Origin of the sequence: Pseudotabrizicola sp. 4114 (assembly GCF_031457365.1) — a bacterium.
Taxonomy (GTDB): domain Bacteria; phylum Pseudomonadota; class Alphaproteobacteria; order Rhodobacterales; family Rhodobacteraceae; genus Pseudotabrizicola.
Window position 1 is genome coordinate 1 of the sequence record NZ_JAVDWP010000030.1, and the last position, 11,648, is coordinate 11,648.

Here is an 11,648-nt window from a genome sequence, read left to right on the forward strand (position 1 = left end):
TGGTGCTCCACGACCAGTCCCCCGCAAACTCAGTTGCAGGACGACATGCCCGAAGTCACTTCATGCCGAAACCACGGGGCTGGCGCACCGCTTACTCTAAATGCCGAAATGGTCCTGAAAATCTCTTCTCGGGATTTGCGATGGGCAAGACGTGATTTCAGAAGGTTCTGAGCTGTGCTGATGTTGTCTGCATCGGAGAGCAAGGCCCTGCCAGTTGCACGACCGTGCAGGTTCATTTGCTCCTCGATTGCCATGGATCGGTTCTGCACGATATGAAACCGGTCGGCGACCTGTTCCGCCTGCGGCGCTCCATGTCGGGCGGCTTGGGCGTAGAGACCGCAGCGATCCCGGCTTATGACCTCCACTTCGGGATGATGCCTCAGCCAATCCGTGCATGTGACGACATCACGATCTTCGAGAACATAGATGACGTCGCGACGCTCGAGGTCGACAATGATCGTCCCGTAGGTCTGCGACTTCCGCCAACTCCAATCATCGATCCCGATGATCCGCGCGCATGGGGGACAAACTTGTGCCGCGCGCAGCAGTTGTCGGAGAATGGTATCGTCGCTGACCCGGATACCCAGCCGCCGCAATAGCCGTTCAGCAGGGCTGCCGCCAGCGGCATGCGCCATATGGCTCAAGAGCTGCGCCTGTCGAGACGTCCGGCGCGCATAAGGGGTCGCCACCGCCGCCTCGCGATCGGAGAACGTGCGGCGGCGACAATCCGAGTTAAAACATCGCCATCGACAAACCCTGAGCTCGATCCAAACCCCTTGGCCCTCAGCGGGAAAGTCCTCAATCCGCCGGCGCCTCCAACCATGTCGTTGTCTTGAGGGCGTCCCGCACTCAGGGCAGATGCCATTCGGAACCAGTCTGCCAGATACAACCCATGCACCCGTCTCAGACTGGCGGACCTCACCAACCTCCACGCTGGCGGTTGGAGCCCAATGCTTCTTCGATACCACGGCCTGATCCCCTCAATCTGTGAAGCTCGGTCAGACCGTGACACACAAATTGAGGATGACCCGATTTAAGGGCAACGCGACACATCCCAACTCGACGAGCTGGCGATGCAGGCCATAGCCGCAAGGCCCCCCCTCATAGCAGAAATGCAGCGCGCTCCTCCAACAGCCAGCTTCTAGACCAACGCGCGGATATGATCCGGGCGATGGAGAACCGATCCCCAGTGCCGAACCTCGCCGCCGCGCTCGCCCTGCGCAATCGCAACCGAAATTGTCGCCTTGTGGACATCCAGCCCGATGAACATACTATCCTGCATGGGGTCTCTCCCCTATTCTCGAGGCCTTGCGCCAGCCAATCTGGCGCAGCCCTCGGACGGAGAATGCCGCGGGAGAGGCCACAGACCCAGTCAGCTCACTGCGCGATCATGGGGTCTAAAGGAAGGGATCGCACCATCAAACCGTTGGATCAAACTCCTGGATCGCAAGATCGGGGTGGATTACGATCGGCAGTTTAAGCGAGGACCCCGCGTCGTATTACCCTCTGCGCCAACGCGCGGGTCCGCTATGATGGATCGACTGCCCCCGGCTGTCAACGGCAACGGTGACGGGCATATCTTCGACCTCGATCTCGTAGATTGCTTCCATCCCGAGTTCGAGGTAGGCAACGGGTTTCGCCCGCTTGATCGCCTTGGACACGAGGTAGGCTGCACCGCCAACCGCAATCAGATAGACCGCACCATGTTCGCGGATCGCGGCAATAGCCTCCGGCCCGCGCTCGGCCTTTCCAATCATTATTTTGAGACCGGACGCTGCAAGCAACGGCGCGGTAAACTTGTCCATTCTGGTAGACGTCGTGGGGCCGGCGGGCCCGATGACCTCGTCGCCCACAGGATCCACGGGACCGACATAATAGATGGCCCGCCCTCGTAAATCGACGGGCAGCGGCTCACCTTTCGCCAGGCCTTCAATCATGCGTCGATGGGCGGCATCTCGTCCGGTGTAAAGCCGCCCGGATAACAGCAGTGTATCTCCTGGCGAGAACGAAGCAAGCATCGCTTCATCCAGCGCGTCCAGGTCGACACGGCGTCCGGTGACTGCGCAATCGCCCAAATCGGGCCAGAGTGACAGATCAGGTGGCGTGAAGGTCGCAGGATCAGACCCGTCTAACGTAAAATGCAGATGCCGAGTTGCCGCACAGTTCGGGATCAACGCTACAGGAAGTGAAGCGGCGTGGGTCGGAAAACTGAGCACCTTCACATCCAGAACTGCCGTTAATCCGCCAAGTCCCTGTGCCCCTATCCCCAGCGCATTGAGCCTGTGGTAAAGCTCCAACCTCAACCGGTCCTCGGCCGTCTCGGCCCCGCGTCTGCGCAACTCGCTGATATCGATGGGAAGGTTGAGCGCACGCTTCGCCATTGCCATCGCCTTGTCCACGCTGCCGCCGACACCCAATCCGATCATACCCGGAGGGCACCAGCCGGCACCCAGTTTCGCGACCGTATCGACGACCCAATCGGCCACGGAATCTGATGGGTTTAGAACGGCCAACTTAGCCTTGTTTTCGGATCCGCCACCTTTGGCCGACACGGAAACGGATACGCTTTCGCCTGCGACGAATTCCGTCTGGATCATCGCAGGTGTGTTGTCGCGGGTGTTCCGCCGTGCTCCCAACGGGTCGGTGACAATAGAGGCCCGCAGCGGGTTCACGGACAGTGCATAGGCGCGGCGCGTTGCCTCATCGATGAGGTCCTGAGGGGTGCGGGTCCAGCCCAGCGGAGCTTGCACGCCGATGTCAAGAAAGACGTTCACACTTCCAGTGTCCTGACATATCGGACGCTGCCCAATGGCGGCCATTCGGGAATTCATCAGGATCTGACGAATCGCGTTGCGAGCACTCTCGCTTTCCTCGAGCTCGTAGGCCTCGGCCATTGCAGAAATGAAGTCGGGCGGATGGTAGTAAGAAATGTATTGCAGCGCCTCGGCAACACTGTCGATCAGGTGGTCATCAGTGATACGGGGCTTAGTCATGCGGCAACCCGTGCCAAGATCGCACGCGCACGGGCGATGACCGGTGCGTCGACCATCTGTCCATCCATCTTGACCGCCGCCGTGCTGCCCTCCGTGACCGCGATCACTCGCGTCGCCCATTCTCGTTCGGTGTCGGTCGGGGCAAAGCCGCGGCGGGCAGTTTCGAGCTGCGCGGGGTGAATCAACAGCTTGCCACCCATGCCCATGGCAACACTGTGGCGACAGTCCTGTAGGATCTTGTCCACGTCGTTTACTTCCACCGTTACTCCGTCCCAAGGGGCAGCCTGACCCGCGAGTCGCGCCGCCAGAACAAGCACGGCGCGCGCATGGAGTAAGGGTGTCTGTTCGTGGGCTAAGCCAAGATCAGCGGCAAAGTCGATGGATCCGAAGGCCAACCTCGCACAGGCAGCGGCGATAGCATCGGCGTGAAAAAGACCTAGAGCGGTCTCCACTAGACCGACGACAGGCAGCCCTGTCCGGTCCGAAAGGGCGGCGCAGACGTCTGGATTCTCAGCTTTGGGCAGCATGAGCGCCGTCAGCCGCAGATCACGACAGGCGGCTATGTCAGCCTCGAACCAAGGGCTGTCCGCTGCGTTGATGCGCACCAAGGTAGGGACGTGTTGGTCGCGGGGCAAATCCTCCACTAAAGCGGCGCGGGCCGCATCCTTGTCCTGGTGAGTGACCGCATCTTCCAAATCGACGATGATGGCATCTGCGCCAGTAGTGGCGGCCTTGGCGTATAGGTCCATCCGGCTGGCTGGCACAAACAGAGGCAAGGTGACCTGATCAAGATTCATGAAGTGGTACTTTCGTGGGCCCTGCTTATCTGAAGCTCCCATCAGTCTAGCAGGTGGCAGAACGGAGTTGATATAGCGAATTCTTATGGCACTCAAAGGTGAAACTTATTTCCGTTTCCGACCCCTTCATGCAAATTGATCAGGCAGCCACGTCAAAAGGAGAAGCGATGTCTGATGATCTCAATGGGCTCTTCGTGGTATCGTTGGAGCATGCCGTCGCCGCGCCTTACCTATCGGGCCGACTCGCAGAAGCTGGTGCCCGCGTCGTCAAAATCGAGAGGCAAGAGGGCGACTTTGCCCGCAATTATGACCACCTCGTGCATGGCGAAAGTGCCTATTTTGTCTGGCTAAATCGCGGCAAGGAGTCTGTCATCCTGGATCTGCGCAAGGATGCAGACAAGGCAATAATGGAAAAGATGCTGGAGATCGCAGATGTTTTTATTCAGAATCTTGCTCCCGGCGCGATCACGCGTCTAGGTTTTGATCCGGCGCGTCTACGGGCGAAGAACGAGCGTTTGATCACAGTATCAATTTCCGGCTACGGTGAGGACGGCAATTTCGCGTCACGCAAAGCATATGATCTGTTGGTCCAGGCTGAAAGCGGGCTGTCGTCAATCACCGGAAATTCCGCAGGGTCGGCGCGTGTCGGTGTGTCCGTATGCGATATTGCATGCGGGATGACCGCTCATCAGGCCGTATTGCAGGCGCTTTACGCCCGCCACACTACCGGGAAGGGACGACACATAGCGGTGAGCCTATTCCATTCTCTGACGGACTGGATGAACGTCCCATATCTTCAGTTCGTCTACGGTGGTAAATCCCCAGACCGCAACGGATTGAGTCATCCAACTATTGCGCCTTATGGTGCCTTTGCCTGCGCCGAAGGAAAAGAAGTCTTGTTCTCGATACAGAACGAAAGGGAATGGGTGCGGTTCTGCGATCAGATCCTCGGAGACGCGGCCATTGCTGAAGATCTGCGGTTCGACAGCAATTCAAACCGTGTTGCCAACCGCCCGGCATTGGACGAGTTGATATTGCAAGCCTTCGCTAATGTGCCCCGAGACACCATGGCTGACCGCCTGGAAGCTGCAGGCATTGCCAATGGGCGCGTCAACTCGATGAACGATTTAGCCCAGCATCCGCAGAACCGCTTTGTTGAGATCAATACGCCTACGGGTCCGGTTCGCCTTTTGTCGCCCGGTGCCGTCGTCGACGGTGAAATTCCAGTATTCGGCCCCGTACCCGCTCTCGACGCGGATGGAGAGAGGGTGCGCAAGGAGTTCGGATCCTCGGATGATTGGCCGAGAGCGGCATCGATGTTGTGACCGCCCCTCCGACGGCAACTATTTGCCAAGGTGGGTCTGCAACGATCCACAAAGGCGAGCGGTCATGTCAGAGATTATCATGATCGGGCTCGACCTGGCGGAAAAAAGAATTTGAGGCGCAAGAAGCTGCGGCGGAAGCAGGTGTTGGACTTTTTCGGTCGGCTTCCCTCCTGCGTTGTCGCAATGGAAGCCTGCGGCGGTGCGCACTTCTGGGGCCGCGAGATCGGAAGGTTGGGCCTTGAAGTGTAGCTGATCCCACCGGCATAGGTGAAGCCCCTCGTGAAGCGGCAAAAGTATGACGCAGGCGACGCGGAAGGAGTCTGCGAAGCAGCCACGCGCCCGTGACACTTCGCAAGGCGCGCGACTTCGCCGCGCGGCTCGGCCTCACGCCCCTAGAACATTTCACTGGGGGAAAGCAGCGCCTCGTAGCCATGACGAAGATGGGCGAGCGTGCCCTGAGGCGGCTGCTGATCATCGGGGCCAACAGTGTCATCATAAAACGACATGCCCATGCCAGCGCTCGACCGGTCACTTGGCTGGACGGCATGCTGATGCGCAAGCCACCGTACTGGTGCGGGTGGCGATCGACACTGCGCTGCCATCGGCTTGCAGGCCCTCCTGAAGGCCCTTGAACTGGGTCGCAAATTGCTCGCGGTTATCGAGCGGTTTGGCGCGCAGAGAATTCTGCATGGCCCGCTTCGCGACCTCTTTCCAACCCTCGATTTCTGAAGGTGTCAGATTGAACGACCGGCTCGCCTCCGCCACCGTCGCTTTGCCCTGAATCATCTCAATGACGAGCGCCGCTTTGCGCCTCGCCACTTCCGATCTAGCGGTGCTGGTGGTGAAACAGGTGCCGCGATCGTCATCGAGGCCAGAGTTTTTCAGCGGTCCGTTAAAAATCACTTTGATCATCAAGCGGAACTCGATGGCGGCATCAAGAATGCTGCGGGGCGACCAGGGCTGCCGTCAGGCAGCGCAAGCCAGGCGACTTCTTTGCCCAGCCAGATCACAAGTGACCCGCCCCTGCGGAGCGAAGAGGTGTAGCTGGACCAATTCGTTGTGCGTTATCGGGCGGGTGATGGCTTGGCTATACGATACTCTAACCACATGTATTCACGATGTATTCTAGGCGGTCAGTGTCCGCAACAACGCCTCTGGGGGCGTAGGACACTGCAAGTTGGCAGCGTGAATGCGTTAGGGTTCAAGAATTCATAATGAAAGCGTATGAATAATTGCCGAAATTGGCATTTCACTTTCGAATAGTTTGAAAGGAACGTTCAAAAGCTACGCTCAGTAAGCTTGGACACCCACAATGAGAGAGCAAGCGCATCAATTAAGTTGATGCTCACATGTATATAAATGAGAAACAAAGGCAGTGGAGACGATCTAATGTACCAGGACACTAAAAATTTTGAAATTTCAGATGCTGTGCGTAAATTCCTGCAAAAACTGCATATGCACCACATAAACGGCGATTGGACTTCCGGCGCCAGCGACGAAACCATTGCTGTGTTCGATCCTGCAACGGGATTGAAAATCTCGGAGGTCATTTCTGGCACGTCTGAAGATGTCGACCGCGCCGTCAAAGCTGCGCGCCAAGCATTCGAAAGCGGCCCTTGGGCACAGATGAACGGCTATGAACGCGGGCGACTGATTCAAAAACTGTCTGATCGCCTGGCGGAATGCGCAGAAGAATTCGCCGAACTTGAGGCTCTGGATGCAGGAAAGCCCATTGTTTATGCAAGGGCCGCGGACATCCCTACAACGGTGCGTGTCTATTCGTACCATGCGGGCGCTGCCAGTAAAATTAGTGGCGAGACCCTGACCCCAACGATGCCGGGCGATTTTCATGCCTATACGTTGCGTGAACCCGTCGGCGTCGTCGGCGTCATTACCCCTTGGAATTTTCCCCTTCTGCTGACCGCAATGAAGCTGGCGCCGCTGCTGGCCTGCGGATGCACTGCGGTTATCAAGCCTTCCGAAGTGACGCCGCTCAGCATGCTTCGCTTGATGGACCTTATCCAAGAAGTCGGCTTTCCACCGGGCGTTGTCAATGTCGTGACGGGCTATGGCGATCCAGTGGGGTCGCGGATCGCGGCGCATGAGGGCATCGACAAGGTGTCATTCACTGGCTCGGGCGCGACTGGCCGAAAAGTGCTTGCTGCGGCAGGTGGAAATCTTAAGCGGGTCACCCTGGAGCTTGGTGGAAAATCCCCGATGATTGTCTTCCCAGATGCAGATATCGACAAAGCCATTCCCGGATTAGCGTCAGCTATTCTCTTTCATCAAGGTCAGGTTTGCACGGCTGGCTCCCGCCTCTTCGTCCCCAAAAGTCTTCATGACCGAGTTGTCGAGGGGATTGCCGATATGGCAAAGAACATTTCCCTCGGCCATAGCCTTGATTCTAAAACAAATATGGGCCCAATGGCTTCTCAGAACCAGCTTGACCGTGTTCAACGCTATCTGGAACAAGGGAAAAACGAAGGCGCAGATTGCGTTATCGGCGGCACCCGTCCCGAGGGAAATGGCTATTTCCTAACACCGACAATCCTCACCAATACCAGACCTGAAATGTCTGTCGTCAAAGAAGAGATCTTTGGACCAGTTCTCTGCGTGCAATCTTATTCCGACGACGACCGGAATGATGCAATACGGCTTGCCAACGATACAGTGTTCGGCCTCGCCGCCTCAGTCTGGACGAAAGATCTGTCAACTGCCCACAAGGCCGCAAAAAAGCTGCGGGCGGGGAATGTCTGGATCAACACCCACAATATCTTCGATCCGGCTCTCCCGTTCGGCGGATTCAAACAATCCGGCTGGGGGCGCGAGCAGGGCAGCGAAGTTATTCGCAGTTATACGGAAGTGAAAACCGTATGTGCGGCGCTCTAAGCGCTGCACAAGAGTACCAGTCGTTGCCACAAATTCAGCAAAAAAAATCAAAAGCACTTCAGGGAGTTAAAAATGAAAGACCCTATAAGGATGAAGTCTTCGCCAACCCATCTATACGCCGCCGGCCAACTCTCACGTCGTGGGTTCATGAAATCTCTGGCGGCTTTGGGTATTTCTGCGGCAACTGCATCATATCTGGCCGACACATCCCAGGCCATTGCCCAGACACAAGCCTACAATACCAAGAATCTTAAGGCAAGTTACGACTATATCATATGCGGCGCAGGTTCAGCTGGATGCGTCCTTGCCGCAGAACTGTCCGAAAGGAACCCGGAGGCCTCGATTTTGCTGCTTGAAGCGGGCGGAGCTGATGATGCGGCAGGGATTCTGGACCTGTTGTGGATCAAGATCTATCAGGACCCCTCGCTCTTTTGGTTGTTCCAGGGCTTGCCAAACCCACTGCTAAACAACCGCATCCCACCTCTTCCAATGGGGCGTGTCATCGGTGGTGGCAGCTCGGTAAATGCTCTGATTTATGCGCGTGGACACAAAGCCGACTACGATGGTTGGGCCCAACAATTGGGCGACGACCGGTGGTCTTATCAGAACGTCGTCAAAACGTTCCTGGCTATGGAAGATTATGAGGGTCCAGCAAGCCCACTACGTGGCGTTGGCGGGAAATTCCACAGCAGTGTGCAAACCGATATCGCGCCCCTTGCGCGCGACATGAGAAGCGCCGGCGGGAGCTTTGGCCTCCCCGTGGTGGAGGACATAAATGCCGAAACGATGGAGCGGGATGGCGGGATCGCCTATAGCAACATCATTGAAAAGGATGGAAAACGCGGCAGCGTTGCCCGCGCGTTCCTTCATCCGGTCCTCGCATCCCCGAATATTACTGTCCTGACGAATGCAACCGTTCTTGGCCTGGCGATGGAAGGAACGCGCGCTACGGGCGTATCGCTGCGATGGAGAGATGAAACCCGGGTTATCTCGGCAAGTAGCCGGGTCATACTCTCTTCTGGGGCGCTGAAGACTCCCCAGATATTGATGCTTTCTGGCATCGGCCCAGCCGCGCACATCAGCAAATTTGGAATTTCCCCCAAAGTGGATTTGCCGGGCGTTGGCGAGAATTTTCACGATCATCCCCTCGTCGCGAGCTGCGCATGGGAAGCACCTTACGACTTCGATCCTATGGCGAATGGTTCACAGTGTGTCTACTTCGCCAACGTGAACAGTCCCGCGGGTGCCCCCGATCTCATGCCAGTTCAAATGCAAATTCCATTTGTGTCGCCCGAGAACGCGAGCAGCGCAAAGATGCCCGAACGAAACCTTTGGGTTATCGTCCCTGGACTGGCGAAACCGAGAAGTCGGGGAAGTGTCTATCTCAAATCTGACAACATCATGGACGATCCGGCTGTTGATACCCGCTTTCTGTCAGTTCAACATGATTTCGATACACTTCTGCTTGGTATCGAACAGGCAAGAGAAATCGGAAACTCTGCCGCAATGCGTGACCATGTCTTACGCGAAGTTTTGCCAGGTCCAAAGTCGCGAGACGATCTAAAAGAGTTTGTCCGGAATGGATGCTCGACCTATTATCACATGTGTGGTACCGCGCGCATGGGAACGGATACAGACGAGATGGCTGTTACACTTAGCGATCTGTCTGTCAGAGGCGTCGAAAACCTGAGCATCGCGGACACCTCGATATTTCCAGACGTGCCAAGATCCAACACCATGGTCCCTGCGGCAATGGTTGGGTATAAGTTGGCGGACATTTTGACAGGACGGTAGCTACTGTAGGTATGTCGCGCAGAATTTATATACCTTTCGGATAGAACTATCCCACCACAGTGCGGTGCACAAATCACCCGCGTCAAACCCTCTGCTCAGGGTTTGACGCGGCCTGTTCCAACCGCTCCGGTTTTGCCGGGGACTAACTTTGGTTAGTTAGTTAGCCTTGAACAATCCTTTCAGGCTGCTGTGATCGCCTGATACTGGCGTCCCGAGTGGTAAATTGGGTTCAAGATGGCGACGACCATCCAGACAAGCCAAGCCATGAGGTGGGCCAGAATCTTGCGGATGTTGTGGCCGCAGGCGCAAAGAACGGCGAACAGGGCGTCGCCGGGGGTGAGCTAATGGGATGAACTGCCTTCCCACCAAACCGCTGCTACTGTGGCGAACATAGGTGGAGAGAGGAGCATCTGATGGACATCAAGGTTTTAGGAATTGATTTGGGCAAGACCGTTTGCAGTCTTGCCGGGCTGGACGATGCAGGAGCGGTCGTGAGCTACCCCCCAGAAATTGGACAGTGACGGAAGCTACGATCTGAAGTCTGCTGATCTCCAAGCACGAGGAGATCAGGACATGTCGAAACGCAGGAACCATGACGCAGCATTCAAGGCGCGGGTGGCGCTTGAAGCCGTGAAGGGAGAACGCACGGTGTCGGAACTTGCCGCCGAGTATGGCGTGCATCCGACGATGATCCATCAATGGAAACGGTCGTTGCTGGAGGGTGCCGCGGGCATCTTCGAACGCGGGGGCAAGGCTGCTGTGGCGGCCGAGGTTGCCGAAGAAACGGTGCGCGACCTGCATGCCAAGATCGGAGAACTGGCCGTGGCCAACGATTTTTTGTCACGAAAGCTCAAGCCCTGGATCGGCAAGTGAGGCGGGGCATGATCGAACGCAACCATCCCAAGTTATCGATCGGCGCACAGTGTCGTCTGCTGTCGATCTCGCGGTCTTCTTTCTACTACGCGCCGCAGGGCGAAACGGCGATGAACCTCGACCTCATGCTGCTGATCGACCAGCAGTTCTTGGAAACCCCGTTCTACGGCGTCCGTCAGATGACCTGGCATCTTCAGAACGAAGGCCATGCTGTGAACTACAAGCGCATCCGGCGGCTGATGCGCCTTATGCGGTTGATGCCGATCTACCAGAAGCCTGACACCAGCAGGCCCGCGAAGGGGCACAAGACCTACCCCTATCTGCTCGGCGGGCTGCGGGTGGAGCGGCCGAACCAGGTCTGGTGCGCGGACATCACCTACATCCCGATGCGCCGCGGCTTTCTCTATCTTGTTGCCGTCATGGACTGGTTCACCCGCAAGGTCTTGGCCTGGCGGATATCGAACACGCTGGAGGCGGACTTCTGCGTCGAGGCACTGAACGAGGCGACCCACAAGTTCGGCCCGCCCGAGATCATGAACACCGATCAGGGCAGCCAGTTCACATCCTTCGCCTGGACCGACCGGCTGAAGCGGGTCGGGACCCGGATCTCGATGGACGGAAAAGGCCGCTGCCTCGACAAGGTCTTCATCGAGCGCCTGTGGCGGTCCCTGAAGTATGAATGCGTCTACCTGCACGCCTGGGAGACCGGATCGCAGGCCAAGGCCGGCGTCGGCCGCTGGATCACCTTCTACAACCACCTGCGGCCTCACGCCGCCCATAGCGGACAACCGCCCGCCGTGGTCTACTTCAACAGCATTGAAACCGATCAGCAGGCGCAGGCAATAGCTTAAATCACCCCGGAATCTGTCCAAGGAGTGGGGAGTATGTATGAACTGCCTTCCCCTGCAAGTGATTTGTCGATGCACCGCTGACCCTGCTTCTATGTATTCGGTCTTTCTTTGGGGTGGTTTAATTTG

At 57.2% G+C, this 11,648-nt stretch carries 9 protein-coding genes and 3 pseudogenes; 5 read left to right on the top strand and 7 right to left on the bottom strand.

Going from position 1 to position 11,648, the window contains the following annotated elements:
- Positions 1-29: 29 nt before the first annotated feature.
- From J2X53_RS22025 to J2X53_RS22040, 4 genes are all read right to left on the bottom strand, one after another.
- Positions 30-968 carry an ISL3 family transposase gene (locus tag J2X53_RS22025; RefSeq protein ID WP_349039640.1) on the bottom strand — a complete coding sequence of 313 codons (939 nt, stop codon included), beginning with the start codon at positions 966-968 and terminating at the stop codon, positions 30-32.
- Positions 969-1,141: 173 nt separating this feature from the next.
- Positions 1,142-1,282, bottom strand: a complete 141-nt coding sequence (locus J2X53_RS22030; RefSeq protein ID WP_349039641.1) for a hypothetical protein — start codon at positions 1,280-1,282, stop codon at positions 1,142-1,144.
- 217 nt (positions 1,283-1,499) lie between these two features.
- Positions 1,500-2,993 (bottom strand): fumarate hydratase, encoded by a 1,494-nt coding sequence (locus J2X53_RS22035; protein WP_349039642.1) that lies wholly within the window; start codon positions 2,991-2,993, stop codon positions 1,500-1,502.
- Positions 2,990-3,790: a CoA ester lyase gene (locus J2X53_RS22040; protein ID WP_349039643.1), complete on the bottom strand. Its 801-nt coding sequence runs from the start codon at positions 3,788-3,790 to the stop codon at positions 2,990-2,992. The genes J2X53_RS22035 and J2X53_RS22040 overlap by 4 nt, the downstream gene beginning before the upstream one ends.
- Before the next feature lie 98 nt (positions 3,791-3,888).
- Between J2X53_RS22040 and J2X53_RS22045 the strand changes: the two genes are divergently transcribed.
- Together J2X53_RS22045 and J2X53_RS22050 are read left to right on the top strand one after the other, a co-directional pair.
- Positions 3,889-5,115 (top strand): CaiB/BaiF CoA-transferase family protein, encoded by a 1,227-nt coding sequence (locus tag J2X53_RS22045; RefSeq protein ID WP_349039644.1) that lies wholly within the window; start codon positions 3,889-3,891, stop codon positions 5,113-5,115.
- 64 nt (positions 5,116-5,179) lie between these two features.
- A pseudogene (locus tag J2X53_RS22050) lies at positions 5,180-5,681 on the top strand (transposase); the annotation flags it as partial.
- On the opposite strand, the gene J2X53_RS22055 reads toward J2X53_RS22050, so the two are convergent.
- Positions 5,644-5,934 (bottom strand): DUF1153 domain-containing protein, encoded by a 291-nt coding sequence (locus J2X53_RS22055; RefSeq protein WP_349039648.1) that lies wholly within the window; start codon positions 5,932-5,934, stop codon positions 5,644-5,646. The pseudogene J2X53_RS22050 and the gene J2X53_RS22055 sit on opposite strands and share 38 nt — an antisense overlap.
- Before the next feature lie 54 nt (positions 5,935-5,988).
- Positions 5,989-6,206: pseudogene (locus J2X53_RS22060) on the bottom strand (transposase); the annotation flags it as partial.
- A 298-nt stretch (positions 6,207-6,504) separates the two neighbouring features.
- On the opposite strand from J2X53_RS22060, the gene J2X53_RS22065 reads away from it, so the two are divergent.
- Together J2X53_RS22065 and J2X53_RS22070 are read left to right on the top strand one after the other, a co-directional pair.
- Complete coding sequence (locus tag J2X53_RS22065) at positions 6,505-8,004, top strand: aldehyde dehydrogenase family protein (RefSeq protein ID WP_349039645.1); 1,500 nt, start codon at positions 6,505-6,507, stop codon at positions 8,002-8,004.
- 72 nt (positions 8,005-8,076) lie between these two features.
- Positions 8,077-9,798 carry a GMC family oxidoreductase N-terminal domain-containing protein gene (locus J2X53_RS22070; protein ID WP_349039646.1) on the top strand — a complete coding sequence of 574 codons (1,722 nt, stop codon included), beginning with the start codon at positions 8,077-8,079 and terminating at the stop codon, positions 9,796-9,798.
- A 179-nt stretch (positions 9,799-9,977) separates the two neighbouring features.
- Here J2X53_RS22070 and J2X53_RS22075 read toward each other — a convergent pair.
- Positions 9,978-10,136 (bottom strand): annotated as a pseudogene (locus J2X53_RS22075) (IS5/IS1182 family transposase); the annotation flags it as partial.
- 235 nt (positions 10,137-10,371) lie between these two features.
- Here J2X53_RS22075 and J2X53_RS22080 point away from each other — a divergent pair.
- Positions 10,372-11,522, top strand: a protein-coding gene (locus tag J2X53_RS22080; RefSeq protein WP_349039647.1) for an IS3 family transposase whose coding sequence is annotated in 2 segments (ribosomal slippage) — positions 10,372-10,639 and positions 10,639-11,522 — 1,152 coding nt in all. Because the reading frame shifts where the segments join, the coding sequence is not laid out codon by codon here.
- Positions 11,523-11,648: the final 126 nt, after the last annotated feature.